This window comes from Paenibacillus sp. FSL R5-0623, assembly GCF_037974265.1.
Taxonomy (GTDB): domain Bacteria; phylum Bacillota; class Bacilli; order Paenibacillales; family Paenibacillaceae; genus Paenibacillus.
Map to the genome: position 1 here is coordinate 4,368,616 of NZ_CP150233.1, position 26,524 is coordinate 4,395,139.

The following is a 26,524-nucleotide window of genomic DNA, read 5'->3' on the forward strand; positions in this document are numbered from 1 at the left end:
CTCCCTCAAAAATATGGAAACATGCACTCAGCTACCGACGAAGCCATTACTTGCTTGGCACGCCCGTTTGCACCATTTCGTTAATCTTGGACATAATCTTTTCAGTCGCCTTCTCCAGAGCTTCTCCAGATGGGTCTTCCTTGAACTCGTCCAAACTTACTGGTGCTCCATATACAACTTTCATCTTACGAAAAACTTTGTAGTCACCGATAATAGCAGTAGGAATAACTGTAGCACCACTGCGGAGAGCAAAACTTGCTGCCCCTTTTTTGCCGATACCTCCATCATTGTGGCGGCTTCCCGAGGGGAAGATTCCAAGCACTTGACCATCACGCAAAATATTGAGTGAGGTTTTGATGGATTCCTTGCTGACACCTCCACGTTTAACGGGGAAAGCGCCCACGGCTTTAATAATTCGGCCGAGTACCGGAATGTCAAACAATTCGCTTTTGGCCATGAAACGCACCTGACGGCGAATTTTGATACCAACGGTTGGAGGATCGAAGTTACTAATATGATTGGAACATAAAAGTACGCCGCCTTCTTTCGGAATATTCTCCCGTCCAACGGCCTCCAAGCGGAAAAGAATGGTATAAATGATCCGCAGTAATGTGCTGCAAAATGTGTAAATCATAGACCGATCTCTCCTCTGACCATTGTGCAATAAGATACGATTTTGTCAACCACTTCATGAATGTTCATCTCTGTTGTATCAAGGACGATAGCATCCTCAGCACAACGCAATGGGGAAATTTCCCGATTCTCATCCAATCTGTCACGGGTGGCAATGTCTCGCTCCAGCTGTTGCAACGTCAGTCCTTCAGAGGGGTCCAGTTCTTTGAAGCGGCGAAGCGCACGCTCTTCGACACTGGCAGTCATGAAGATTTTCACTTCCGCATCGGGCAGTACTGTCGTTCCGATATCGCGTCCATCCATGACGACGCCCTTGCGCAAAGCCATTTGCCGCTGAGTATCCACTAATTGCGTACGCAGCCCCTCGATTTGCGCATATCGGGACACGATTCCCGTCACTTCACGGGAGCGGATTTCCGAGGTTACTTCTTCCCCATTACAGAACACTTTCTGTCCGTCGGGATCCGGTTGTAAATCAATGACCAGCTTTTGGGCTTCCTGAAGTACCTGTGCAACTTCTTCCGGCGCAATATCTTTCCGAAGCATGTGCAAGGTTACCGCACGGTACATTGCGCCTGTATCGACGTATACATACGCGAGCGCCTCTGCAACCAATCGGGCCACCGTGCTTTTCCCGGCACCAGCAGGTCCGTCAATTGCAACGTTCATTTTCCCGTTCTCTGATGTGTTCTGGCTTGCCAACGGGGCATTCCTCCTCAAACGATAAACCTCAATAAAAAAACAGGCATTGCCTGCATCGTGAAAATTATACCACACTCTACACATGGATGCAAAAACAGACAAATCAACGACGTTTGTAATCATTCATCATTTGCACTTCAATTGGCGTTCCTTCCAGGCGGTCAATGGTGGTCAAATTCTTTTTGAAGCCTGGTACCAACAGCAGCAATTGATATACCACAAGCAGGATTAGAAGGGCTGTAATCAGAATAGCAACCTTTCGTTCCATTCGCCTGGAGAAAACATAATAGAGTCTTTCATATCTGCGGGTTGCATGACGATGATTCAAGGCAATACCTCCGTTTTTCCATTACGGTACCCGCAGTTCCCTCTCTTTATGCCACAACATTCCTATTTCGTGCGATAGTCAAGTTGCCGTTCAAAACAAAACTTAATAATTTTCTGGCGCTCCGAATCTGAAATCTGCACAAATTTCAGCATGCATAGCTGTCTGCCGGTTTCCAGGGTTTTGATCCGCACAACTTCAGCTTCAAAATTCACATGTTCAATGGTTGAATTCCGGTAGGGAACCAGCAACCAGCATTTCAGTTTTTGACCTTCAGCTATTAAAAACCCTGTTTCGCCATAGATGGACAATCCACCGCCACCAATATCTTCAGTCAATCCGACGGCACGAGTCAGGTCTTCACTCTGGATCGCCAATTCGAGGTTTGCATGAACACGAAGAAAGCTGCGCCGTTGTATTTTGGATATATCACTCGAAAGCGGTTTGCGGATACGAACAAGACGGACCACATCTTCCTCAAATCCCGTGACATAGGTATTAAAATAATGCCGGACCCCATCCTCCGTAATATATGAAATGGACAATTCCTCTCCGAAAAAGAGCCTTTTCAGACGGCTGCTTCCTTGTTGTATCGGGACCTCAATCAGAAAACTGCTGTCATCCATATCTGCAATACGTGATTTGTATTCTTTGTGTTCCTCTTTTTCATCTGCAGAAGCAATCTGGATGTATAAAATCTCATTTATTTTCGGAAACAAGTTGTTCACCGCCACTTTATGTATTTATCTTCGTATGTACGAGGACTATTATACCATGACCTTTCTCACATTGAACAAGAAAAAAACAGACCACATCGTGGTCTGCCGCAGTTATTCGCTCAGCTTAAAATTCAGATTATCCATCTTTTTATGAGGTTGCATTGACCGGTTTGATCTCTTCAACCGCTTCTTCCATTCCTGTATTTGCATTAATGTATATCCGGTAACGAGAACCGTTAATTTTCCCTCCGAATTCATAACACAATACTTCTTTGCTGTAATCATTCTCAATCAGGGATTTGCGAACATAATTTTCTTCGAACTCCGAGTTAAGCTTTTTCCGCGCCTGTTGCTCCGTAAGAGTTGCTTTCGGAATTTTGCGCTTGTCATTATGTTCGTAGACAAAGTCACTCGCCTGGAAGCCGGTTACTTCACCTGTATCCAAACCTACACGAACTGACATTTTCTCAGGATAGATCAAAGTGTCTCCTTGCTTACGTACATAAGTAAGGTTACCCAGATTACCATATTCGTCGTAGTTTACAGCCTTCATATCCTTATAACCTTTGTTCATTAGGAATTGATCTGCTTTAGCCATGGCATTCTGACGAGACACTTTTTTGGTTCCGATTGGACGCGTATCACTGTAAGAGATCAGCATTCCGCCATTACGGGTGAAATCCATCATCAGTTTGCCATTGTTGGCATGATCAATTGTGGCAGTGTAGGACTCCCAGTCAGTTCCTTTGCCGTTCTCCTGCACTTGGATTTTGCTACGATCCGCATTAGAAAATTTTGCAGCCTTGCTCTGGATCTGTTCTTTGGTCATCGGCAAACCGCCCAGTTTCTTGACTGATCGTTTTGCATAGATATTGGATACGGAAGGACCCCAATCAAGCTCCGGGTATTCCTGTACCTTTTTGTTCACAGTACGAAAACCATCAACGATCGTGTTGTCCATGGTTTGCTCTTGCGTTGCCATGGCAGTCTCTGCATCCATCCAGCGCAACCGGTCCGTCAGGACTTTCTGCTGCACATCCTGCAGATTCTTGGTAATCTCGGATGAATTCTGATACAGCTTTTTCAGGTTGCCCATTTCCTTCTCACTTAGCGGTTCGTTCGTCAAGTCCCGCATCGACGCCCGATAGGCAAAGTTGGAAATACGTGAGAGAAACTCCTCTGTCTCGTTAAATGGCAGCATGGTGAGTGGCAGTTGGTTGATCTCATTCTGCGCTTCACTGGTGAGTCGCCATACATTCATCAAACCTTTGCGATGCATCCCCTGTGATGTAGAGTGAACCGCCAAGGTGTTACCAATCTCCGAATGCAATTTGTCCATATGAAAAGATAAATCGTGAAAGGCACGCTGATATTGATTCTCTGCCTTGATCAGAATTGCATTCTTCTCCTGATTCTCCTGATAACCCCACACAAGCGCACCGACCAGCAGAACCGCAAATATCGGAAACATAACTGAACTTAAACGTTTATACATCCGTAGAGTCTCCTTTCTTCTAAACCACTACCTCTATTGTGGATCGAAGAAAGATCTCTTATGCATGCGATTTCCAGTCCTTACACAAGCAGGCTGCTAAAGTCCCGTTTTGGTCCTCCCTTTAATTCAGCTGAATCCCAGTTGCCATGCCCTCTTCTTCAATTTCGAACTGGTCTCTGTTATCACAGAGGCACTGCTTAAATCCCGTCTCAATCCGGCCCCGCTCTTTCTTGCCGCGTAATGTAAATCGTTCACCGCATTGTTTGCATCTGATTTTAATTTTAATTCTCATCACAACGATCTCCGTTTCTGTTGGTCATTCCCCGGGAGTTATCCGTAAAAATAAAAACACACCGGAGCCATAGGCGCAATATGCGCTTTATGTCCACCAGTGTGTCCGTATTTTTATAATTTAACCTCTTCCTCCCGCTTCACAAAACGAAAAGGAGAACGGTTATTAGCTCGTGTGATTTTACCCATTGCCCCATACCACAGGCCCGCCATTAGCGGCGCTATAAACCACAACCAATTGTTCAGCATGGTGTTCATGATGACATCGTACAATGCATGCCAGAAAAAAGGTAAAACCAGAGAAAGAACCAGGTACCACCGCTTTTTCTTACCACCGATAAACTTGGCTTTACCCATATAATAACCCATGATTACCGCAAACATAGCGTGCCCTGAAACAGGGAGCAGTGCCCGAAGGAACATGGCTGAGACGGATGCATTCCCCGCAAAGGCATACAACACATTCTCAACAGTGGCAAATCCAAGTGAAACAGCGACTGCATATAAGATCCCGTCATACGGCTCATCAAATTCGGTGTGATTATAGATGATATGATAAAGTACGAACCATTTAACGAATTCCTCTACACCACCTGAGATCATAATGGCCTCAAGATAAGGATTATCCCCGAGCCATATCATCATGCCACGCTGAATAATCATCACAGGCAGTACCATCAGAATCCCCATGAGGAAAACCCGCAATACCATATGAAGTGGCTCATAATCATAACGGTCTTTCAGGTAAAAGTATGTTAACAAGGCGAGACCCGGAGCAACTGCTGCCGCTAAGACCGAAAACAAAAGCACCGAAATTCCCTCCTCTGACTAAAGACGCGATTACAACTAGAGATTAATCCTGGCGTTTGAAGTGGGTGCAGATAACATCAATCGCTTGTGCAGGAATAACAACCTTACCATACTCTTCCATAACTGCCGGAGTAACTGAGGAACCTTCGCCAAACTCAGCAAGCAAGGCAATCAATGCCGCATGTTTGGTGGAATCTACCTCATCTGGCTCCAAATGCAAGAACCACTTGTCTTTATAAGAATAAAGTCTCCCAGCATCCGTAACATGCTGACGCAACATATGTGCAGCTTCAATGAGCACTTCAAAGTCCTTGAATGCATAAACGATGGAATCGCTTTGCTCGAGTGTAACTTCCATTTCATATACTTCTTCAGGAAGATCATCTTCATGACCTGAACCATATTGTTGCGGATCATATTTTCCTCGTGTGACAATGACAACCATCCCTTGAGCGGGAAGTGCGAATACTTCGACAGCGAGTGGACCTGTGGCATCAAATCCAAGTTCGGAATAGGCCTGATCCATCATTTCAGTGAACAGTTCATGAACCTTAGGTATTTCCTGCCACATATCTTCTTTTTGTATTCCGCGCTCGCTCAGATCGTCAAAGGTCAGGAAAATCCGTATCTTATCGTGACTTAGTCGTTCTATTTTCATACAGGATCTCCCCTTTATAAGCAAGTCTTATAACAGATTATGAAGCACAAAACAATATGTGCTGAAAATAAATCTATGTAGTTATGTTATCATTTTATACCTCTAAATGCACGAAGTAAAATCGACAAAAAAAGAATCATTCCACAGCCAATCTAGACTGTGGATGATTCTAATTGGAGGTTTTGGTTTATAAACCCGGTACTGTTGTGTTTGTTTGACTTAAAATTTGCTCAACTTCATGCTTCACATCCGGATTGGTGCGAATAAAATCTTTGAGCATACTCATATTCGCTTCTTTCTCCTGCGGTGTGATTGCTCTTGCGGTCTTTGCAGCCGGATTTTTGTGGGATTCACCATGCTGATTTTGCTTGCTTGTGAACCCGTCCATACCCGGGAATGTCATTTCCATCATCTTATGTTTTGCCTGATCCATCATGTTACGTGATGAACCCGATGACATCATGGGCAATCTGCCTTTGGACAGCCACGAACTGGCTGCAACACCAATGACAATGCCCCAAAAAAAGGATGACGTCTTCATTACACCAACCTCCTTCAAGTGTTAAAATCATATTTAGTGTTTGCGGTAGTGAGCGATCTCATTCCGTATAAATACAGGAAAGTGAGTTGAAATCATGTTTAGACATACAGCCGCATTGATAATTGCTGCAAGTTTGCTGCTGTCAGCTTGTGGGACAGCGGAAGAAAAAACATCTGATAATTCCGCACCAGCGGGTGAATCAACTACTACGGTTCAAGAAGAGCAAGGTAACTCTAACCCAGCTGAAACAGGAAAACCCGGATCTGGTGTACCCGAGCCTTCAACGGAAGATTCAACTGCGAATGAAGAAAAACCTGAATCTTCTGAGAAGATTTCTACAGAAGAGAAAGTGGAAAAGACGTATCATATGAATGAAAATTATTATATTAAACCAAACGATGAAGCGAGCCCAAATAAAGTGGTCTTGTTAACTTTTGATGATGGGCCCAAAGAAGAAAAGATGATTACTTCACTGATCGACACTTTAGATAAACATAACGCTAAAGCGATATTTTTCGTCAATGGATATCGGGTGAAAAGCCATCCGGAATTGCTCAAACTCATACATGAACGGGGTCAGATTGTAGGCAATCATGCCTGGGATCATGAGGATCTCAAAAAAATGTCCAAAGCTGAGGCGGCAAAACAGGTTACAGATGTCCAAAAAATAGTGAAGGATACCATTGGTGAGGAACCGCAATTCTTCCGTCCACCTTTTGGGTCGGGAAATGATGCACTGAAGGCTGCTGTGAAGAAAAAGGGCATGTTATATATGACTTGGTCTAATGGTTCGCTCGATTGGGATAAAAGCACCAAAGACAAACCGGAAAAAGTCATCCAAAATGTACTGGACCAGTTAAATCCCGGAAGCAATATTTTGATGCACGAGTTGCCATGGACGGTTGAAGCATTGGATGAATTGCTGACCAAGCTCGAGAAGAAAGGATATTCCTTTGTTGATCCGCGTGCAATTGAATTGGAAGCTCGTTAAATTTACTTTTGCGCATTAAAATAAAACAGCCTTGATCCAATGGATTAAGGCTGTTTCTCTGTGAGTGCTTTTTCTGTGGGCACTCTTAACGTGATGATATGCATCTCCGCAGGACAACCTAGTCGGAGAGGAAGATGATTTGTACCGTATCCTCTGCTAACAAGCATTTTGCCTTCTTGGTGAATGTCCTCCGGACTTCGCTTCAGGGAGTACCACCCGTTCGATACGGGACGATACGATTTTCCAAGGAACACAGGTCCGAAAAATGGTACAACCAATTGTCCTCCATGTGTATGACCGCTTAAAATAAGATCTGCATTTTCTTCCAAGCGAAGGGCCTGCAAAGGATCATGAACGATAGCAATTTTGCAAAAACGGTTACCGATCTGCTGTAGTAATACATCGCCCTGTTTGGAACGATAGTCTATGCCGATCAGGCTCAGTCTGTCATTGCCCCTTTGCAGATATTCCACATTATCCTGCAGGAGCTTAACGTCCGATTCCCGAAGGATTCGCGCAAGTTGAGCGGTACCAGACCTCTTGTCATGGTTGCCATACACCGTAAAAGAAGGAGCGATGTTCGATAAAATTTTCATGTTATGTCTAACTAGAGACCATGAGATTCCTTTTTCCGCAACATCCCCGCCGATCAGAACCCAGTCAACCTTGTTTTTAACGTTTTCCAGATCCTTCTGCTTCAGCTTGCGCTTGTGCGTGTCGGATACATACAAAATCTTAGCCCCGTCAAAGGATGTTGGCAGATGAGGCACTTCAACCTCTTCTTCAATCATTTGATGAACATGGGCTTCACGCCACATATGAAAAAGTAGTAAAACTCCCATCAAAATGATTAAACCTGTGAGTAAAAGCATTACCACGGCAAGGGAAGGAACGTATTCAGAGCGGGTGCCCCTTCAACCCCCCACCAAACCAGACTAATCGTTAACATGACAAAAATAAAAATGAGTGAATTAACAAACCTCTTGCTCAATTTTAATCGACGTGAAGGATGTAATTCTGTTCGTGTAGGAAGCGAACCCGCTTCGGGGATCGATTCCTCCGTTGAATTTGGCATTTTTTTGGAGCGTGATGGTGCCCTTTGAGGAAGTACTGGACTTTCCAGTTTTTCTGTATAAGGCTTGCGCTGTGATCTAGGTAAAGAAACGGAAGTAATTGGTGTGATTCCGCCAACCTCAGCAGCTGCTGCCGTTTCAGCAACGATGCTTACTTGAGAAGCCACCTGACGCTCGGATTTCTCTTTTTTATCCGATTGACGATGGCGCTGACTGCCATATGTCTTCATTCTACTTAATGGCTGATTCATGATCCCCTCCGAAAACGTATCGCTAATCCGGACACCAAATCAATAATAAAGTGACATAATATAGGCGCCCATAATGTGCCGGACTGCAAGTAAATCCAACCCAATCCATAACTTGAGACAAACACCCAGCCTGTTGGAATCCAGTGGCGCAAATAACGAATATGGATAACTGCAAATAAAATACTTGTCCAGTAAGGACCGATGGCATGTTGGATGGCTCCACGGAATAATAATTCCTCACACACAGCAACAATGGCTGCTATACATACAATGTGCCAGATCGGACGCCCACGGAACAGCATCTCGTTAATTCCACCGTCATCCATGCTTTCCTGAGGTATAACATACGACAGTACCAAGTCCATAACAAGCATAATTCCTGCAAGACCAAGACCCCACCATATAAATTGGTAATTGTCAGGCCATGCGAGTACATCTAACAAGTTTCGTTTCTGCAATAAGATCCACACAACTCCGATAATCAGTGTCAGACCTTGTGTAAAGTATAGATTGATTAAAAGCAAACGCTCGGTAAGCTGCTGTGGCTCAGCCTTCTGAATCTTGAACTTGGGAAACTTGAATTTTTTCATCGGATGCGTCTGTCCTCTTGAGTTAAATTTGATGGATAACAATTACGTTGTCCAATCGGATAGTATACTAAATGATAGCCAAAAAACCAATTAGGTTCAAGGCCTGCCCCTAGTCCTGGTTTTATGTCCGTACCATTACTTCATTAAAGCAGTAAAATTCAGTTCACCAAACAGCTTACTTTCCATCTTCTTGTCGTAGGTATATTAACTATTGTATTACTTATGGTGACTCTGTTTATGTGTGAATCTAAAGACATCTGCAAAACATTTTAAAACACTTAAGCCTATTGACATGCTCATGTCAGCCATGATACATTATGAAAAAATTAGTCACGTTAAACACGATGATGGAAAAAAGACGTTGCTTCGTCTTACAGAGAGCCGATGGTAGGTGTGAATCGGTGGCAGGCAAATGGTCTTGAGCGCTCCTGAGTTATTGCATTGAAATTGGAGTAGGTGCAATCGGTTTAGACCCGTTATCCTCTTCGGTCTTCATTGACCGCTAAGACTGTCGTTGCGAAACGGCGGTGAATTAGGGTGGTACCACGACAACTCTCGTCCCTTATTGCGCAAGCAGTATGTGGATTGAGAGTTTTTTGATTTATTTTAAAGGATATCTGTGGGATCACTCTATTTGCTTCACCTTCCCCCTCTGTTGCGACACCGCGTTGTTGGGCGGAAGAATCAACCTGGTTTTAAGGAATACCTCTTCGCTGAGGTCAGACCTTGACGATATAGATACACATACCTAAGGAGGAAGAAACCATGTACAAAGTGTTAGTGTCGGACCCAATCAGTGATCTGGGAATCCAGCAACTGGTGGATGCAAATGATGTTGTTGTTGAGAAGAAAACCGGTCTTAGTGAAGATGAACTTGTTGCCATTATTGGTGATTATGATGCCCTCTTGGTTCGCAGCCAGACTCGTGTTACAGATCGTATTATGACGGCTGGTACCAACCTTAAGGTGATCGGACGTGCAGGTGTTGGTGTAGATAACATTGATCTGGAAGCTGCTACACAGCGCGGTATCATCGTTATTAATGCACCTGATGGCAATACCATCACAACCTGTGAGCACACGTTTGCCATGATGATGGCATTGGCACGACACATTCCTCAGGCATACGCCAAGACTATTCAGGGTACGTGGGATCGTAAAACCTTCCTGGGTGTGGAATTAAGAAATAAAACGCTCGGTGTACTGGGTATGGGACGGATCGGTAGTGAAGTTGCCAAGCGCGCCAAAGCATTTGGAATGGACATTCTTGCTTATGACCCGTTCCTCACGGAGGAGCGTGCCGAGAAGCTGCAAGTGAAACTTGCTAGTGTAGATGATATCATTCGCAATGCGGACTTCATGACCGTTCACACGCCATTAACACCGGAAACACGGCACATGATTTCACGTCCACAATTCGAAGTGATGAAAAAAGGCATGCGTATCATCAACTGTGCTCGTGGTGGTGTAGTTGACGAGATGGCACTTGTCGAAGCCATTGATCAAGGTATTGTTGCTGGTGCAGCATTTGACGTATTCGAAAGCGAGCCGCCAGCCGCTGATCACCCGTTCCTGAATCACCCAAGCATTATCGTTACGCCTCACCTTGGTGCGTCCACAGTAGAAGCACAAGAGAACGTGGCTATCGATGTTTCGGAACAGGTGCTTCACATTTTGCGCAACGAACCGTTCAAAAACGCAGTTAACATGCCGGCTGTTGCACCAACCGTGATGAACAAATTGCAGCCGTATTTCAAACTGGGTGAAACGTTGGGTAGTTTTGTAGCACAGATTACACAAAATGCAGTGCAGGAGATTCGGATCGACTATGCTGGTGAACTTTCTGAAGTAGATACTTCTCCTCTCACACGTTACATTGTGAAGGGTATTCTCGCCAGACATTTGGGTGGGGAAGCCAACATCGTCAACTCCATGCATCTGGCCAAAATCCGTGATCTGAATGTAGTTGTAAGCCAAACCTCAGCAACTAAAGGATTTACTAACCTGATTACCGTAACATTGGTTACAACTCAGGATGCTGAGGAACGTCGTGTAGCGGGTACATTGCTTGCAGGTTATGGAGAGCGTATCGTTCGTCTGGACAAATTCCCGGTAGATATCGCACCGGAAAGTCATCAAATTTTGATCTCACATAATGATAAACCAGGTATTATCGGGCGTGTAGGAACCCTGCTTGGACAAAACGATGTCAACATCGCATCCATGCAAGTTGGACGTAAAATTATTGGTGGTGCAGCGATCATGATTCTGACCGTAGATAAAGCTGTTCCAAAAGATGTGCTTGTGCAGCTTGCTGCGCTGCCAGAAATCAATACTGCTGTTGAAATTGTTCTGGAATAATCAAACATATTTTTAAATGTATAAGGAGAGACGGGACCCTTGTGGTTCCGTCTTTTTTGTCGCTAAGTAAATTGCGTCTTCATTTCAATTTTAAAGTTAATTTTACTTCTGGCCGTGCGGAACTGACTCTTTCGGAAGTCCCAAACACCTAATGTAGAATTGACCACTACTACCTGGAAAGAAAGAGAAACCCAAGATCTAAAAATGATCTGGGTTTCTCGACAATCAAATGCACCAATCTCATATGAGTTCAGCTTCTTTTGCCCATTAGAGAAATAGTCTTTAAACATTATCGAACTATTAACTTAACTGAATGATGTTTAGTGTAGATCCCGGAGGAGAAAGAATAGCTGTGCCAACGAGCCCGAATAATTGTAACTGTATTGTTGAACCAGCGGTAACGGTAATCATAAAGTCAGACTGCAGCTGACTGAGAGAAAGTACTGGAGATACTACACTCGCTGGAATAGCTGTACCGTTAAGTAAAACCCGAGATTGGATAGCAAGTGCAGCTGTCAGACTTATTTTGTATGAGATATAGTAACGGCCTGCGTTGGTCAGTGTGAAGGTGTCATTAGCCCCATTGACGGTTATACCTGTGCCAATATTTTGGTTATTCGGTAACGGAACGAGTGTACCACCCAATATTACAACAATCGTACCATTAGTGTTCTCAGCAAAAGCCGAGTTAGATGTTATAGATGTTCCAGTTGCACCTGTTGCTCCGGTAACTCCTGTACTTCCGGTTACGCCGACTCCTGTTGCTCCCGTTATACCTGTCGCTCCTGTTCCCCCAGTCGCACCTGTTGCTCCGGTAACTCCTGTACTTCCGGTTACGCCCACTCCCGTGGCTCCCGTTATACCTGTCGCTCCTGTTTCCCCAGTCGCACCGGTTGCTCCGGTACTTCCCGTTATGCCCACTCCCGTGGCTCCCGTTATACCTGTCGCTCCGGTTTCCCCTGTGACACCAGTTACTCCAGTACTTCCTGTTATGCCGACTCCCGTGGCTCCCGTTATACCTGTCGCTCCGGTTTCCCCAGTGATACCAGTAACTCCGGTACTTCCCGTTACGCCGACTCCTGTTGCTCCGGTTATACCTGTCGCTCCGGTTTCCCCAGTGACACCAGTAACTCCGGTACTTCCCGTTATGCCGACTCCTGTGGCTCCGGTTATACCTGTCGCTCCGGTTTCCCCAGTGATACCAGTAACTCCGGTACTTCCCGTTATGCCGACTCCCGTGGCTCCGGTTGTACCTGTCGCTCCGGTTTCACCAGTGATACCAGTTACCCCGGTGCTTCCCGTTATGCCGACTCCTGTGGCTCCGGTTATACCTGTCGCTCCGGTTTCCCCAGTGATACCAGTAACTCCGGTACTTCCCGTTATGCCGACTCCCGTGGCTCCTGTTGTACCTGTCGCTCCTGTTTCCCCTGTGACACCAGTTACTCCAGTACTTCCTGTTATGCCGACTCCCGTGGCTCCTGTTCCCCCAGTCGCACCGATTGCTCCGGTACTTCCCGTTACGCCGACTCCTGTGGCTCCGGTTATACCTGTCGCTCCTGTTTCCCCTGTGACACCAGTTACTCCGGTACTTCCCGTTATGCCGACTCCTGTGGCTCCGGTTATACCTGTCGCTCCGGTTTCCCCAGTGATACCAGTAACTCCGGTACTTCCCGTTATGCCGACTCCCGTGGCTCCGGTTGTACCTGTCGCTCCTGTTTCCCCAGTCGCACCAGTTGGCCCAGTACTTCCCGTTATGCCCACTCCCGTGGCTCCTGTGATCCCCGTCGCCCCAGTCAACCCTGTAACACCAGTCGCTCCTGTCTCACCAGTTGCCCCGGTTAGCCCCGCAACACCAGTCGCTCCGGTTTCACCAGTACTTCCTGTTACTCCTGTTGATCCCGTTACGCTTAAACCCGTAGCTCCTGTAATTCCCGTCGCCCCAGTCAACCCTGTAAGACCAGACGCTCCTATAGCTCCGGTACTTCCCGTTACTCCAACTCCAGTTACTCCCGTAACTCCCGTTGATCCTGCTCCAGCAAGCAATGTGTAATCCGGTGAAGTCCCCGGCGTTCCGGTTGGCGATGCCACATTTGCAATATACGTACTACCATTGAAAGTGACGACCTGACCCGCTGGATACGTTGGGGCCACGGCTGGATCGAATGGTACAATGCCACTCAAACCTACGCCTGTCGCTCCAGTTGCCCCGGTTCCTCCAGTTACTCCTGTTGATCCCGTTACGCTTAAACCCGTGGCTCCTGTAATTCCCGTCGCCCCAGTCAACCCTGTAAGACCAGACACTCCTATAGCTCCGGTACTTCCCGTTACTCCAACTCCAGTTACTCCCGTAACTCCCGTTGATCCTGCTCCAGCAAGCAATGTGTAATCCGGTGAAGTCCCAGGCGTTCCGGTTGGCGATGCCACATTTGCAACATACGTACTACCATTGAAAGTGACGACCTGACCCGCTGGATACGTTGGGGCTACAGCTGGATCGAATGGTACGATACCACTCAAACCTACGCCTGTTGCTCCCGTTACACCTGACGCACCTGTGGCTCCTGTAGGTCCTGCACCTGCAAGCAATGTATAGTCTGGCGAAGTACCTGGCGTACCCGTAGGAGAAGCCACAGTCGTTATATACGTACTGCCATTGAAGGTAACGACCTGACCTTCTGGGTACGTTGGAGCTACTGCAGGGTCAAACGGAACTGCACCATTGAGACCGATGCCCGTAGCTCCGGTCGCACCTGTAACTCCCGCTCCTGCTAACAATGTATAATCTGGAGAACTTCCTGGCATACCCATTGGCGAAGCGACATTTGTAATGTAAGTACTGCCACCAAACGTGACGATCTGTCCAACTGGATATGTCGGGGCTAATGCGGGATCGAATGGCACGATGCCACTTAATCCTGCACCTGTGGCTCCAGTTACACCAGTCTCGCCCGCAGCAGCGATTAATGTGTAATCCGATGAAGATCCCGGTGTTCCTAGAGGACCAGCTACACTTGCAATGTAAGTACTACCATTATACGTAATGACTTGACCTGCTGGATAACCCGGGGCGAGCGCTGGATTAAATGCCACTGCTCCTGTCAAACCAGCTCCGATTGCTCCCGTGGCTCCAGTCGTTCCACCCGACAGCAAAAGAGTGTAGTCTGGAGAACTTCCGGGTGTACCCAAGGGACCGTTCACATTGGCAACATAAAGACTGCCCTCGTAGCTTACTACTTGACCTTGAGCATAAGTTGGTCCCAGTGCAGGATCATATGCAGTAATATTGTTCAAGCCAACACCAGGTGCTCCTGCCGGACCCTGTGCTCCCTGTGGACCAACTGGGCCAACCGGTCCTACTGGTCCAATTCCTCCCGGTGTTCCAGTAGCCCCTTTCACCCCAGGGACTCCCGGGACACCGGGTACCCCCGGAACTCCTGGCACTCCCTGTGGGCCAGCTGGTCCGGTAATCCCTCCAGTTCCAAGAGTTGTCGTCGCCCGGCTTAACGATATGGAGATCGATCGAATTAATCCCACAAGTTTATCTTTTTCTGCAGGTGGTACTTCAAGAAGCAGCGTCACACTTAACAAGTCATCCAGTAAGTTCTGTAAGTTACCTGCAAGATTAATAAGAGGAACTGGGACAATCTCTGAACCTGCAATCGTTAATTCCAATACGGCTTGTAATTCTGCCTTTACCCCCGCACGAAATCCGGATTGATTCACAAAAGTAAGTAACTGGCGTAATGCGTTCTGCAAAGACATTATATTGGCTGAAGTCGGCTGACTGATTGCAGCAGGAATAGCCACAGCCAAAGAACGCAGTATGGATTCAAACTCCTCCAGTTCTCTTGTAGTTATTGGAATAAACGGAGAGCCCGCTCTAAAAGATCTGCCGTCCAGAAAAGCTTTAATATTGACCCTTTTCCGATCATCGGACATGCTTATCTCAATCCTCCTCTATCTTGCTTGCTTTTCAAGCTTATGTAACATAGGAAGGAAAATTATCTTGGACACTCTTTTTAGTCAAAAAAAGACCATTCATGTTCCACGTTGAACAAGATTAAACGGTAGTCTTCAACAAAAAAACACCCTCCTTAAGAGGGTGTTTCCGCACTTTTTGTATGAAATTCAGGCTATTTCGATGAATCCAAAGGAAATTGCAAAATAAACTCTGTTCCTTCGCCAAGCACACTATTGACAGTAATCATGCCTTGATGCGCATCAACAATATTTTTCACAATCGCTAAACCAAGCCCCGTACCTACACTTTCTCCCCGAACACGAGCCTTGTCTGCTTTGTAGAATCGTTCAAAAATAAATGGCAAGTCGGATGAAGGGATACCTACACCCTGATCCTTCACAGAAACTCTGACAAATGGAGCACGAAGATAAGTGACCCGCTCAGCTGAGATCATAACATTTTTACCAGTAGGTGTATGTCTGAACGCATTATCCAGCAAATTCGTAAATACTTGCTCAAGTCGATCCTCATCTGCCTGTTGAAGTTCAATGGTTGGCTGTTCGAACTCAAAGTGCAGTTGAATTCCCTGTTCTTTTGAACGCACCGAGAACTTCCGATATACACGTTCAAGTAGCTCTCCGAGGTCAACTTCCTTCATCACCATGTCCGTGTGTCCAGCTTCCATCCGCGCAAGGTCAAGCAAGTCTTTAACCAGTCTGCCCATCCGCAAGGACTCATCATGAATGACCTGGATCAGTTCTTCGCTCTCTTCGGGTGAGGTTGCCATACCGTCCAGAAGCGCTTCGCTGTAGCCTTGCATCATGGATAATGGGGTACGTATCTCATGAGATACGTTAGCCACGAAATCACGCCGCATCTTCTCCAGCCGTACTTCTTCTGTTACATCTCTTAAGACAGCCACAGCCCCTCTGACAACACTGTCAGCATACAACGGTGCCATCTGAACAGACCAGACACCTTGCTGTACGTGAACATTGGAGTTCTGGTCCCCACCTTGCTCCATCACCATTCTGAACAAAGGAAGAAGGGGCTCAGGTACATCACGCGATGTCTTGTCAGACTGCTCGGATTCTTGCCCTTCGTCCATTTTTGCCCAATCGAGATCATACCATGTCTGCATGATCTTCTCTCCAGGCGGATTCGTCAGAATAACTTTGCCTTCACCATCAAATGTAACCACCGCATCGGTCATGCTGCGAAGCACACTCGCCAAATGTTCCTTCTCATGGTTAAGGTTTCGAATATTATCTTCCAATTGGGCAGCCATATGATTAAATGTGTTGGCAAGTTCACCAATCTCATCACTCGTTACCAGGGAGAGACGTGTTCCGTAGTTCCCTTTGCGAATCGCATTGGCTGCCTGGATCAATTGCTGCATGGGCTGCGTTATTTTGGTGAATAGAAACAATGCAAAAAACGTGGTTAAACTGAATCCGATAATACAGATATAGGTGAACAACCGCTTAATATCTCTGGATTCGGACTCTGCAAAGTTCGTATCAATGTAGGGCAGCAAAAAAAGACCCAGCGCTATAAGTACACAACCCACAAGGCAGATAATAGTGATCCATAACTTCCCGACCAGTGATCTCCAGAAACTAAAACTACTTCGGTACTTCCAGTTTATAACCCACACCCCACACCGTCGTAATCATGGCCGCCGATTCAGGCGATACCTTGTTAAGTTTCTCGCGAAGACGCTTCACGTGCGTATCCACGGTACGAAGATCGCCAAAGAATTCGTAATTCCATACATCTTTGAGCAATTCTTCTCTGGAGAAAACTTTGTCGGGAGATGTTGCAAGGTAGTGCAGCAATTCATATTCTTTTGGTGTAAGACTAATCTCTTCGCCACCAGCGGTTACCCGGTGGGCATCATGCTCAATAACCAGATGCGGGAACACGATGTTGTTACTTGAATTGCTCTCCTTGGAGAGATAAGCTGTCGCGGAAGATCGACGCAAAATCGCTTTGACACGATAAATCACTTCACGCGGGCTGAATGGTTTTACAACATAGTCATCAGCGCCAACTTCGAAGCCTTGAACCCGGTTAATCTCTTCACCTTTTGCAGTGAGCATCAAAACCGGCGTTGATTTCACCTGACGAAGACGTGTACACACTTCGACTCCATCCATACCTGGTAACATCACATCAAGCAAAATCAGCCCGTAGTCCCCTGCTGTTGCTTTACGCAGCGCAGTTTCCCCATCCTCGGCTTCATCGATTTCATAACCTTCTTTTTCAAGATACATTTTTAAAAGCCTGCGGATTCTCTCTTCGTCATCCACGACCAGTATTCGATTCTCATGTTCAGCCATGCCTCTCCAGCCCCTTTGCAATAACTCCTCATCACTTCTATTATGTTCGATCTGGCGAACAATATTTGAATACCCTTCAATAAAAAGGTACGTTTGTGTTTCCCGCTTCTAAACTCAACCTTTGCAATACGAGTCTGTCCTAGTCCGCACCAGCGTAAGAATGTAATCCAGCAATGATCAGATTCACCCCAACTAGCGTAAACATGACGACTAGGAAGCCAAGAACTGCAAGCCATGCAGACTTCTGACCTTGCCAACCTCTGGATAAACGCAAATGCAGATACACACTATAATATAGCCATGTGATCAATGCCCACACCTCTTTGGGGTCCCAACCCCAAAAACGACTCCAGGCAATCTGAGCCCAGATCATGGCAAAGATTAATGCTCCCAGCGTAAATATCGGAAAACCGATGGCAATCGCACGATAACTTATCTCATCCAGATCATCGGCATCAATTCCATCCATCATTGGCTGTAACGCTTGTCCAAGTGGTCTGCGTACAAGAAGTCGTACAATTCCATATAGGATCAGACCTACAATAAGTGACCAAACCACCGTATTCAGCTTGCGCCCGGCATTTACGCCGTTCATCCAGGAAGGCGTCTCAAGTAAAGGTTTTTTCATGCCAAGAAACGGTGTCATGCTCTCCACTTCGCTATTATATGGTGCAAAAATCGGAGGCATGCGATAATTCACTTTCTCTATTGTACTATTTTCCTGTACCTCTGTGTCAATGCTGACCGTTTTCTGTACAAAAACTGCCTCGTAACCAGCTGCACGAAAGGCAAATACCGTCCCGATAAATCCGATAACGACGACGATCGTAACCAGGGTGAATTCAACCCATCCTCTTTGCCGTCTTGAAGACTTGTCTTTACCACTGAAATCAACCGTACGGAGCAAATACATGAACCCTGCGGCAAAACCCACGGCGAAGAATGCTTCACCAAGTGCAGCCAACGTCACGTGAATTTTCAGCCAGATGGACTGAAGTGCCGGGATTAACGGCTGTACCTCCTGAGGAAATACAGCAGCGTAAGCCATTATAATGATGGTAAGTGGTAAGGCAAACAAACCAAGTAGTGACTTCCGATATATGGCGTATACAACGATAAATGCAACCATGATCATCATGGACAGAAAAGACATAAACTCGTACATGTTACTAACCGGGATATGCCCTGCCCCAGCCCATCGTGTTGCAAAAAATACAAGATGTGCTGCCAAAGCGACAGTCGAGGCAATGAAAGCTCGTTTACCCCAGCGATTCATATGGTCCAGAGGATCACGATTGCTCCATTTTTTGCCCATTACCGCAACACCATATAAAAAGAATGCGGCACAATAGAGAAAGAAAGCTACGATAAATGCGTCGCTGCTGAAATCCAATAAATTCATGCTTGGTTCCCCCCGTTATCCAACGACTTCTCTTCCACTTCCAAATTCATTTGTTTCAAAACAGCCGCGACTTCACGCCTGAAGCCAAACCAGTTTTTGTTGGTATGTCCACCCAAGGTAAGCTGTTGATCATCAAAACGAATCCAGATGCGGCGATGATGCCAATAAAAACCCATGACCAGACCCAACATGACAATGCCGGCTCCTACCCACACGAAAGGCATTGCTTTATCCACGCGTATATTGAGATAACTTACGGATTGAATAATATCAACCTTGTCCATGCTGTCTACTTCCAACTGTAAAGGAATCTCTGCTCCAATCAGCTGTTGGTTAATTGCATCCTGCTGAAACCGTTGCTTATCAATCTGCTTCGCAAAATAAAGATATTGTATCCCCTCTTCCGGCAGATTCGGTCCCTTAATGAGAAAGAGAAAAGCAGGTGCATTAGGTGAAGGCGATTTTGATTTGGGCTGACCATTCTCATCCAATCCAAAGTCCATGAACTTTTCCTTTACGGTCAGTTCATAAGGACCCGCTTCAAATGTTTTTTGGGTATCGACCATATCAATCTTAATCGCCCCATATACTTCACCAGTCTTTGTATTGACCAGATCCGGCGTTACGGACCGAATGGTGGGTGTTAGATCATAATCAAACTGATATGCTTTCAGACCGTTATAATTTAATGGATGATTCACACGAACATCATGTCTGGCCACCTCAGCCAATTGAGGTTTTTTCGAAAGATCCGAACAATCTGCTGTACATTCATATAAAACAACTTTTGTTTCGAACAGTTTTGGAACGGTCTTATTCAGGTTACGGAATTGCTCAGGTACTTCTTCCTCACTGTAAAATTCAACATTAAACTGTTCATTTTTCAGATACATCGACGTATTCGGGATCTTTTTGATCTCACCTTCTGGAAAAGCAACATGCTCATCCAGATTCAGGCCAGGTAGCCCTCGTGCGAGCACCGCCAGCAGAAATATAATGAGTCCAATATGGATGACATATGGGCCCCATCGACTGAATCGCTGTTTCTCGGCGAGCAAAGCATCACCCTGGGTGTGCACTCGGTAGCCTTTCTTTTTAAGCGGCGTAACCGCTTTCTTAATCCAGTCTTCTGGTGCCTCTTCGATAGATCCTTGGTACACCAGACGCTGTCTCGTCAGAAATTGCGTATGTTTACGTATTTTCTGTTTATTCAGTGCTTTGTAGAGCGGTAGGACGCGATCCAGACTGCATATCACCAATGATGCCCCAATCAGCACCAACAGCAAGATAAACCACCAGGATTCGTATGTATGGGATAAACCCAACAGATAATAGATATGACCCAACTGACCGTATGTTTCTTTGTAATACACGGAAGGATCAATATTCAAGAATGTACTTTCTTGCGGATAGATCGTACCAAGCATAGAACCTACAAGCGTGAAAACAATCATATAGACGGCAATTTTGACGGATGAAAAAAAGTTCCATATGCGGTCAATGATGTTGGGATTACTGCGCTGTGAACGGCGCGCCATGCCATCATAACGCATTTCCAGCACTTCATTCGATTTAGCTTCAGACTCCAGTATCGGTTTCCCACATGCTTCACATAGTACAGTGCCAACCGGATTCTGGTGTCCGCACTCACATTTGGTATTTTGGAACACGAATAGACCTCCTATCAGGGCTGCTTCGCCAGTTGCGAAATTTGAGCGTCAAGTGTGTCCAAATCAAGTTGCCCGATATGAATGGTAGAGATTTTGCCCGTGTCGGATACAAAAAATGTTGTTGGCATCGGAGAGATCCCAAAATCACGAACCGAGTTTTTCTCACGGTCTAACATGATTGGAAACGTAACCCCAACCTGCCGTACAAAATTATCCACGGTCATCTGGTCTTCTCCAACATTAATTCCGACAAACTGTACTCCTCGGTCCTTCCATTTGTCAGCTTGCGCCTGAAGTGCAGGCATTTCTTTAACACAAGGTTCACACCAAGTGCCCCAGAAATTGATCACCATTGCTTTTCCTTTGTACTCATCAGACGTATGAACTTGACCATCCAGGCCCAGCAGTTCAAAAGAAGGAGACTTATCCCCTTCCTTTGGCTTGCCATTCGAGCCGGATACCGATGTGGTAATCGCATATCCGCCCAACACCAGGATCAATAACAAAATGACGATTTGCACCGTTCTTCTTGATTTGCCCATGTGCTGCTCCCCTTTTAAGTGACTGTAGCATTCGCATCTTATTGGTCTAAGACAACTGTGAACATCCTATGAACAATTATAGCGAATTTCGTCACAAAACTGCGGCGGTTTTATGAAAATTATGTGTCCTCACATTACCTTTTTTTCATTTTTTTGGCTGGTTCTGATTGTGCGAGGGTAATCAGGTTGTTGATTTCCTCTTTGGTCAGATGACGTGTCAGACCACGTTTCAGGTTTTGTAGCAAAATACCACCAAACGAAATCCGTTTCAGACGGGTTACCGGATGATTGATTGCCTCGAACATACGTCTAACCTGACGGTTACGCCCTTCATAGATCGTAATGGAAATGACCGACTCATTGGCCGCTGTATCGACATCTTTGTACTCTACCTCTGCAGGAGCAGTCATGCCGTCATCCAGCATAATGCCTGTCTTTAATTTCTCCAGAGCTGTACCATGTGGCACACCTTTGACCGTTGCGTGATACGTTTTGGGTACGTGATGCTTCGGATGCGTCAGCAAATGTGCAAACTCACCATCATTGGTAAGGATCAATAAGCCCTCTGTGTCATAATCCAGACGACCTACAGGATATACGCGTTCCTTGACACCTTTCAGGTAGTCGGATACAATTTTCCGACCTTCCGGGTCAGATGCACTTGTGATTACACCTTTTGGCTTGTTCAACATCAAATACACTTTTTTCTCACTGCGGATCGGTTTTCCATTAACCGTAATCATATCCTCTTCGGGGTTCGCTTTTGTACCCAGTTCGGTTACGACCTCCCCGTTAACTTCTACTTTGCCGGACAGGATTAGTTCCTCGCTTTTGCGGCGGGATGCAATGCCTGCCTGTGCGATAATTTTTTGTAATCTTTCCATGTTTGTCATGTCACCTCACACTAATGATACCCATCCAACAGGGAAATCACAAGGATAATCCAAGGATTTTGTTAACTGGCGACACGAATATGCATTTTAGGCTACCTCCCCCTTTGAGATTGACGCAAAAAAAGCCTGCCTTTACACGACCTGTTGAACACAGATGGCGTAAAGATAAGCCTTTTCCTCAAATCATTTAATTGGAAACTTTACCGGCAACTGCAACTTGTTTTTTGGCAGGTTTAGTACTCTCTTTAATGAAAGTCTCCAATGTCTTGGAAGTAATATAATAGGTACGTCCACCGTACACAAATGTCATCATACCAATGACCCGGTTGTTCTGATCCAGAACAGGGCCACCTGAATTACCTTGTGCCATGGATTTCACAATACTGCCGATTCCCTTTTTACCTGGAACGTCCGAAGCTTGAGAACTGAACACTCTGCTTTTGGCAATCGTATTGTAGGTTGAAGGAAAATCTTCATCCAGGATGACAAGATCACCAGCAGGATTTTTGGGGAATCCAATCGTATAGACAACCTGGTTATCCCTTGCATTAGCAAATGTGACCGGTTGGGCATCTATTTCCTTGTCCAGCTTCAGCAGTGCCATGTCTGTGCCTGGATCTGTCTTAATAATCTTTGCCTTTACAGGCTTACTAAGGGAACCCGGGCTTGCAACAGTCAGTGTACCTTCATCACCATCAGACAGTTCAGCAAAACTCTGAACGACATGGTAATTCGTGAGCACTTCATCCTTCGAGATCAGTATTGAGGTACCAACATCATAATATACCATATCGGGTTCATCCTGCTTGACCAAACGTACATTCACGACTGGAAAAGAATCTGCCGTTACTGCCATTTGTGCACGCAGCTGTTTGTCGAAGTACCCTGTAAAATGTATCGTCTGAACGGCTTGAGCTGCCGCCAGCCCCGTTGACCCTGCGAGCATTGCAATAGCAAGCACGCCTGTCATTCCGACACGGAGCATTCGTTTCCAACTCTTCTGCATGTCTCACTCTCCTCCGCTATTATTCTAGCATATCTAATATATCGGAAGGAAAGGAGATATCTTTTAACCAAAAACGAGCAAACAAATGGCGAGGGCAGCAATAAAACCAATGACATCGGAAAACAACCCTACTTTGAGTGCATATCGACCGTTCCGTATGCCTACAGCCCCAAAATAAACAGTCAGCACATATAACGTGGTGTCTGTACTCCCCTGAATCGTAGATGCCATACGTCCAATCATGGAGTCAGGGCCATGGGTTTTGATCAGATCGGTTGTAAACGCCAGAGAGCCTGTCCCCGTTAAAGGACGCAGTATTCCGAGTGGCAACACTTCGCCTGGAACACCCATCCAGGACACCAGAGGAGCGAACAGGCTAATCACAAAATCCAGTGCACCCGAGGCACGAAATACGCTGATTGCGACCATCATGCCCACGAGATGCGGAATAATACTGATTGCAGTAGAGAATCCATCCTTGGCCCCATCAACAAAGGATTCGTAAACCGGGACCTTTTTGGTAAACGCATATAATGGAACAAACGCGATAATAACCGGGATGGCCCAGACGGAGATCCAGTTGATGAAGGTTAACAAAGGTGCTCATCCTTTCATGCCGGGATTGCCACTTTTCTGTATGCGCGGCGGTTTGTGTAATGCCCTGTTCCGATACCAGCGATCGGCGATTATAGCAGCAAGTGTAGCGATAATGGTAGCCATCAATGTTGTTCCCACAATCTCTGTAGCATTGGCGGAATGATAGTTTAAGCGGATTGCGATCAGCGTTGTCGGAATAATGGTAATACTAGCCGTATTCAGAGCCAGTAAGGTGCACATGGCAGGAGACGCTGTTTGTTTGTCCGGATTAAGCTCCTGCAGCTGTTGCATGGCTTTGATTCCCATCGGAGTAGCCGCATTTCCTAGCCCCAGCAGATTGGCACTCATATTAGAGAGAATATAACCCATCGCCGGATGATTTTTGGGCACATCGGGGAACAGGAAGCCAACAACCGGACCGAGCAGCTTGGCAATCCGGGCCAGGAGACCCGCATCTTCAGCCATTTTCATCATGCCCATCCAGAACACTAGCACACTAATCAGTCCAAAACAGACCGTGACTCCCGTTGCCGCCCCATCAAAAGCTGCTTGCGTAACCACTTCGATATTGCCGTTGACGGCTGCAAAAGCAAATCCGATTAAAATCATGAGCAGCCAAATTAAATTAATCACGGATCATATCCTCCCTTCAATGGCGATTTAGCTAAGGAGACAATAGATGGCTTAACACGGCACGCCATGCAGCTGCCCAGGAAGAGACATCACCGACTCCACCCAGTGTTGCATCTTCTGTCTTCGGTTCAGGAGGAATATAACTGCCTTTGCGATACACGGGAATTGAGCCAACAAGTTTGCCGTCAAGCTGCATATCAATGCGACCTGCCAACCCGAACGAAGGATCTGTCGATTGTTCCTTGCCTTCCGTTTCCGACTGTCCTCGATTTTCGTGTAGTATCAATTTCTTGGTCAATGAGCCTTGTTCACTCTTAGCCAGTGGGTACCAGAATCCCCGGCCCGTAACGACATCCGTATTTTGCACAGGCTGTTCTTGCTTGGCGACCTCTACCAATGGGAAGTATTCAAACCCGAAATCTAGCATCCGAGCATGATCGTTCCAATCGTTTCCGTCGTTCAGCGTTACCGCGGCGAGCTGCTGTCCATTACGTGTAGCGGAGCTGACCAAACATCTGAAAGCTTTTTTTGTGTAGCCGGTCTTCACTCCATCCGCACCTTCGTACATCCGCAGCATTTTATTTTTATTGTGCCAAGAGTATTCCCAGCTTTCATTGGGATTCGGTGCGGATTTGTCCTCCGTGGCTACGATTCGTTTGAACACCGGATTGTGCAAGGCATATGCCGTTAATCGGGCCAAGTCATTGGCTGTAGAATAGTGACCTTCTGCATCCAGTCCATGAGGGTTCATAAAATGGGAATGCGTCAGACCGATTTGCTCCGCCTTTTTGTTCATTAACAGGACAAAGCCTTCTTCCGATCCACCTACATGTTCCGCTATTGCAGAGGCCGCATCATTGCCTGAACGGAGCATTAGCCCGTACAACATGTTCTCCAGCGTCATCTCTTCACCTAACTTGAGATAGAGAGATGATCCTTCTTTGGCAAAAGCAGTGGGCGTCACTTTAACTTTTTCATCCAGCTTGCTGTGTTCAATCGCTACGATCGCTGTCATGATTTTGGTCAAGCTGGCAATCCGCAGTTCTTTATCCCCATCCTTGCTGTATAAGATCCGGCCTGATGTCACATCAATGAGAGCAGCGCTTTGCGCATGTGTAGACGGACCTTGAATTGTTGCCTGGGCTTGAGTAACTCCAAATGAAGACAGCAAGAAGACAGGGATAAGCATGCATGCAATGACTTTCGTTATTTTTCGCATCAATTCATTCCTCCGGGTCACTTGGAATCTTGTACTATCTTATGTCCGGACAACTTGGAGTATGTCCCATCAGGCAAAAACAGCAAATATCCCTCACCGCTTGAATGCGGGAGGGATCATGACGAAATGATTCAGCTATACGTTGATGGATCTGGTGTAACGGGTACATCTGATGTATTCGTTTGTGTTGTATTACGTTGGAACATGCCCTGGATTCGGTCAAGAACATAAGGGGTAGAGTCAATGAGCTTCTCAAACAAATGCGTGGAGTTATCGAGTGGTACAATGTGTACCCCTTGTTTACCAACGACAAGAAATGCGATTGGGCGTATGGAAACTCCACCACCACTACCTCCACCAAAAGGTGAAGATACAGAGGCATGCTCTGTCTTCGCTCCTGTCGTGGAACCAGTCTCCTTGTTCTTTTCATCATTCACGCGAAAATCGCTACCACCTGCTGCAAATCCGAAACCCACTTTACTGATCGGCAGAATGACTGTACCGTCAGGTGTTTCAACTGCATCGCCAACGATAGTATTGACATCCACCATGGCCTTGATATTTTCCATTGCAGTTTCCATTAAGCCTTGAATTGGATGATCTGACATCTGAATTCCCTCCAGTTTCAATGTAAGCTAGGTTTGATCTAACCATATGATCCCCAAACACCAGGGGACTTATGTAACAAATGCATTTTATCCATATCCTGCGATTTCTCAGTCTCATCTGTGCTAAAATGTGTAACGAGTGTTCTACACATCACTGTACCCATCAGAAACTGCCAGTCCAAATTGAGAAAACATGAACGAATAACACATC

Annotated in this window: 26 protein-coding genes and 1 other annotated feature; of the genes, 2 read left to right on the forward strand and 24 right to left on the reverse strand. The window is 46.0% G+C overall.

Going from position 1 to position 26,524, the window contains the following annotated elements; genetic code table 11:
* Positions 1-46 precede the first annotated feature (46 nt).
* The 9 genes from MKY92_RS19100 to MKY92_RS19140 all read right to left on the reverse strand — a co-directional run bounded on the left by MKY92_RS19100 (position 47) and on the right by MKY92_RS19140 (position 6,174).
* Entirely contained in the window at positions 47-634 is a 588-nt protein-coding gene (locus tag MKY92_RS19100; RefSeq protein WP_339297309.1) for a lysophospholipid acyltransferase family protein, read from the reverse strand.
* A complete protein-coding gene (gene cmk / locus MKY92_RS19105; protein WP_076209905.1) occupies positions 631-1,335 on the reverse strand; it encodes a (d)CMP kinase in 705 nt (234 codons plus the stop codon). Before cmk ends, MKY92_RS19100 begins: the two co-directional genes overlap by 4 nt.
* Positions 1,336-1,438: 103 nt before the next feature.
* The gene (locus MKY92_RS19110; RefSeq protein WP_339297310.1) at positions 1,439-1,663 is read right to left on the reverse strand and encodes a hypothetical protein; all 225 of its coding nucleotides are present in this window, start codon (positions 1,661-1,663) and stop codon (positions 1,439-1,441) included.
* 62 nt (positions 1,664-1,725) lie between these two features.
* The gene (locus MKY92_RS19115; protein WP_339297311.1) at positions 1,726-2,379 is read right to left on the reverse strand and encodes a flagellar brake domain-containing protein; all 654 of its coding nucleotides are present in this window, start codon (positions 2,377-2,379) and stop codon (positions 1,726-1,728) included.
* 148 nt (positions 2,380-2,527) lie between these two features.
* On the reverse strand, positions 2,528-3,874 hold the full coding sequence (gene ypeB / locus MKY92_RS19120; protein ID WP_339297312.1) for a germination protein YpeB: 1,347 nt from the start codon (positions 3,872-3,874) through the stop codon (positions 2,528-2,530).
* A 121-nt stretch (positions 3,875-3,995) separates the two neighbouring features.
* Complete coding sequence (locus MKY92_RS19125; protein ID WP_165980215.1) at positions 3,996-4,166, reverse strand: hypothetical protein; 171 nt, start codon at positions 4,164-4,166, stop codon at positions 3,996-3,998.
* A gap of 113 nt (positions 4,167-4,279) precedes the next feature.
* Positions 4,280-4,975, reverse strand: coding sequence for a glutamic-type intramembrane protease PrsW (gene prsW / locus MKY92_RS19130; RefSeq protein ID WP_221820298.1), 696 nt, complete (start codon positions 4,973-4,975; stop codon positions 4,280-4,282).
* Positions 4,976-5,018: 43 nt separating this feature from the next.
* Positions 5,019-5,633, reverse strand: coding sequence for a genetic competence negative regulator (locus tag MKY92_RS19135; protein WP_076209900.1), 615 nt, complete (start codon positions 5,631-5,633; stop codon positions 5,019-5,021).
* Positions 5,634-5,820: 187 nt separating this feature from the next.
* The gene (locus tag MKY92_RS19140; RefSeq protein ID WP_221820297.1) at positions 5,821-6,174 is read right to left on the reverse strand and encodes a hypothetical protein; all 354 of its coding nucleotides are present in this window, start codon (positions 6,172-6,174) and stop codon (positions 5,821-5,823) included.
* A 94-nt stretch (positions 6,175-6,268) separates the two neighbouring features.
* On the opposite strand from MKY92_RS19140, the gene MKY92_RS19145 reads away from it, so the two are divergent.
* Positions 6,269-7,165: a polysaccharide deacetylase family protein gene (locus MKY92_RS19145; protein ID WP_339297313.1), complete on the forward strand. Its 897-nt coding sequence runs from the start codon at positions 6,269-6,271 to the stop codon at positions 7,163-7,165.
* Positions 7,166-7,209: 44 nt separating this feature from the next.
* Here MKY92_RS19145 and MKY92_RS19150 read toward each other — a convergent pair whose 3' ends face one another.
* Genes MKY92_RS19150 through MKY92_RS19160 form a run of 3 tightly spaced genes read right to left on the reverse strand, consistent with a single transcriptional unit; the run spans position 7,210 to position 9,079 of the window.
* Positions 7,210-8,007: a metallophosphoesterase gene (locus MKY92_RS19150; RefSeq protein WP_339297314.1), complete on the reverse strand. Its 798-nt coding sequence runs from the start codon at positions 8,005-8,007 to the stop codon at positions 7,210-7,212.
* Positions 8,008-8,036: 29 nt separating this feature from the next.
* Complete coding sequence (locus MKY92_RS19155) at positions 8,037-8,489, reverse strand: hypothetical protein (RefSeq protein ID WP_237174687.1); 453 nt, start codon at positions 8,487-8,489, stop codon at positions 8,037-8,039.
* On the reverse strand, positions 8,486-9,079 hold the full coding sequence (locus MKY92_RS19160; RefSeq protein WP_036607728.1) for a type II CAAX endopeptidase family protein: 594 nt from the start codon (positions 9,077-9,079) through the stop codon (positions 8,486-8,488). Before MKY92_RS19160 ends, MKY92_RS19155 begins: the two co-directional genes overlap by 4 nt.
* Before the next feature lie 335 nt (positions 9,080-9,414).
* Positions 9,415-9,645: a binding site (T-box leader), on the forward strand.
* A 199-nt stretch (positions 9,646-9,844) separates the two neighbouring features.
* Here MKY92_RS19160 and serA point away from each other — a divergent pair.
* Positions 9,845-11,440, forward strand: a complete 1,596-nt coding sequence (gene serA / locus MKY92_RS19165; RefSeq protein WP_339297315.1) for a phosphoglycerate dehydrogenase — start codon at positions 9,845-9,847, stop codon at positions 11,438-11,440.
* A 300-nt stretch (positions 11,441-11,740) separates the two neighbouring features.
* On the opposite strand, the gene MKY92_RS19170 is transcribed toward serA, so the two are convergent.
* The 12 genes from MKY92_RS19170 to ytfJ all read right to left on the reverse strand — a co-directional run bounded on the left by MKY92_RS19170 (position 11,741) and on the right by ytfJ (position 26,313).
* Positions 11,741-15,379 carry a collagen-like repeat preface domain-containing protein gene (locus tag MKY92_RS19170; RefSeq protein WP_339297316.1) on the reverse strand — a complete coding sequence of 1,213 codons (3,639 nt, stop codon included), beginning with the start codon at positions 15,377-15,379 and terminating at the stop codon, positions 11,741-11,743.
* Positions 15,380-15,573: 194 nt separating this feature from the next.
* Positions 15,574-16,971, reverse strand: coding sequence for an ATP-binding protein (locus tag MKY92_RS19175; RefSeq protein ID WP_282320907.1), 1,398 nt, complete (start codon positions 16,969-16,971; stop codon positions 15,574-15,576).
* A gap of 55 nt (positions 16,972-17,026) precedes the next feature.
* Complete coding sequence (locus MKY92_RS19180; protein ID WP_017687664.1) at positions 17,027-17,743, reverse strand: response regulator transcription factor; 717 nt, start codon at positions 17,741-17,743, stop codon at positions 17,027-17,029.
* A 139-nt stretch (positions 17,744-17,882) separates the two neighbouring features.
* Entirely contained in the window at positions 17,883-19,145 is a 1,263-nt protein-coding gene (ccsA, locus tag MKY92_RS19185; protein WP_091018068.1) for a cytochrome c biogenesis protein CcsA, read from the reverse strand.
* Positions 19,142-20,815 carry a cytochrome c biogenesis protein ResB gene (locus MKY92_RS19190; RefSeq protein WP_091018070.1) on the reverse strand — a complete coding sequence of 558 codons (1,674 nt, stop codon included), beginning with the start codon at positions 20,813-20,815 and terminating at the stop codon, positions 19,142-19,144. The genes ccsA and MKY92_RS19190 overlap by 4 nt, the downstream gene beginning before the upstream one ends.
* Before the next feature lie 14 nt (positions 20,816-20,829).
* Positions 20,830-21,357 (reverse strand): redoxin family protein, encoded by a 528-nt coding sequence (locus tag MKY92_RS19195; RefSeq protein WP_339297317.1) that lies wholly within the window; start codon positions 21,355-21,357, stop codon positions 20,830-20,832.
* A 134-nt stretch (positions 21,358-21,491) separates the two neighbouring features.
* Entirely contained in the window at positions 21,492-22,241 is a 750-nt protein-coding gene (locus MKY92_RS19200; RefSeq protein WP_339297318.1) for a pseudouridine synthase, read from the reverse strand.
* A gap of 196 nt (positions 22,242-22,437) precedes the next feature.
* Positions 22,438-23,256 (reverse strand): serine protease, encoded by an 819-nt coding sequence (locus tag MKY92_RS19205; RefSeq protein WP_339297319.1) that lies wholly within the window; start codon positions 23,254-23,256, stop codon positions 22,438-22,440.
* A gap of 63 nt (positions 23,257-23,319) precedes the next feature.
* Positions 23,320-23,853 carry a spore maturation protein gene (locus MKY92_RS19210; RefSeq protein ID WP_127550944.1) on the reverse strand — a complete coding sequence of 178 codons (534 nt, stop codon included), beginning with the start codon at positions 23,851-23,853 and terminating at the stop codon, positions 23,320-23,322.
* Between the two features lie 6 nt (positions 23,854-23,859).
* On the reverse strand, positions 23,860-24,486 hold the full coding sequence (locus MKY92_RS19215; protein WP_036672256.1) for a nucleoside recognition domain-containing protein: 627 nt from the start codon (positions 24,484-24,486) through the stop codon (positions 23,860-23,862).
* A gap of 31 nt (positions 24,487-24,517) precedes the next feature.
* The gene (locus MKY92_RS19220; protein WP_339297320.1) at positions 24,518-25,705 is read right to left on the reverse strand and encodes a D-alanyl-D-alanine carboxypeptidase family protein; all 1,188 of its coding nucleotides are present in this window, start codon (positions 25,703-25,705) and stop codon (positions 24,518-24,520) included.
* A gap of 131 nt (positions 25,706-25,836) precedes the next feature.
* A complete protein-coding gene (gene ytfJ, locus MKY92_RS19225) occupies positions 25,837-26,313 on the reverse strand; it encodes a GerW family sporulation protein (RefSeq protein WP_221822074.1) in 477 nt (158 codons plus the stop codon).
* Positions 26,314-26,524: the final 211 nt, after the last annotated feature.

Coding starts and splice junctions, on each gene's coding strand:
- MKY92_RS19100 (WP_339297309.1), bottom strand. CDS start 634: ATGATTTACACATTTTGCAGCACATTACTGCGGATCATTTATACCATT.
- MKY92_RS19195 (WP_339297317.1), bottom strand. CDS start 21,357: ATGGGCAAATCAAGAAGAACGGTGCAAATCGTCATTTTGTTATTGATC.
- ytfJ (WP_221822074.1), bottom strand. CDS start 26,313: ATGTCAGATCATCCAATTCAAGGCTTAATGGAAACTGCAATGGAAAAT.
- MKY92_RS19170 (WP_339297316.1), bottom strand. CDS start 15,379: ATGTCCGATGATCGGAAAAGGGTCAATATTAAAGCTTTTCTGGACGGC.
- MKY92_RS19220 (WP_339297320.1), bottom strand. CDS start 25,705: ATGCGAAAAATAACGAAAGTCATTGCATGCATGCTTATCCCTGTCTTC.
- MKY92_RS19125 (WP_165980215.1), bottom strand. CDS start 4,166: ATGAGAATTAAAATTAAAATCAGATGCAAACAATGCGGTGAACGATTT.
- MKY92_RS19155 (WP_237174687.1), bottom strand. CDS start 8,489: ATGAATCAGCCATTAAGTAGAATGAAGACATATGGCAGTCAGCGCCAT.
- serA (WP_339297315.1), top strand. CDS start 9,845: ATGTACAAAGTGTTAGTGTCGGACCCAATCAGTGATCTGGGAATCCAG.
- ypeB (WP_339297312.1), bottom strand. CDS start 3,874: ATGTATAAACGTTTAAGTTCAGTTATGTTTCCGATATTTGCGGTTCTG.
- MKY92_RS19205 (WP_339297319.1), bottom strand. CDS start 23,256: ATGCAGAAGAGTTGGAAACGAATGCTCCGTGTCGGAATGACAGGCGTG.
- MKY92_RS19160 (WP_036607728.1), bottom strand. CDS start 9,079: ATGAAAAAATTCAAGTTTCCCAAGTTCAAGATTCAGAAGGCTGAGCCA.
- ccsA (WP_091018068.1), bottom strand. CDS start 19,145: ATGAATTTATTGGATTTCAGCAGCGACGCATTTATCGTAGCTTTCTTT.
- MKY92_RS19135 (WP_076209900.1), bottom strand. CDS start 5,633: ATGAAAATAGAACGACTAAGTCACGATAAGATACGGATTTTCCTGACC.
- MKY92_RS19145 (WP_339297313.1), top strand. CDS start 6,269: ATGTTTAGACATACAGCCGCATTGATAATTGCTGCAAGTTTGCTGCTG.
- MKY92_RS19150 (WP_339297314.1), bottom strand. CDS start 8,007: ATGGGAGTTTTACTACTTTTTCATATGTGGCGTGAAGCCCATGTTCAT.
- MKY92_RS19140 (WP_221820297.1), bottom strand. CDS start 6,174: ATGAAGACGTCATCCTTTTTTTGGGGCATTGTCATTGGTGTTGCAGCC.
- MKY92_RS19200 (WP_339297318.1), bottom strand. CDS start 22,241: ATGGAAAGATTACAAAAAATTATCGCACAGGCAGGCATTGCATCCCGC.
- MKY92_RS19180 (WP_017687664.1), bottom strand. CDS start 17,743: ATGGCTGAACATGAGAATCGAATACTGGTCGTGGATGACGAAGAGAGA.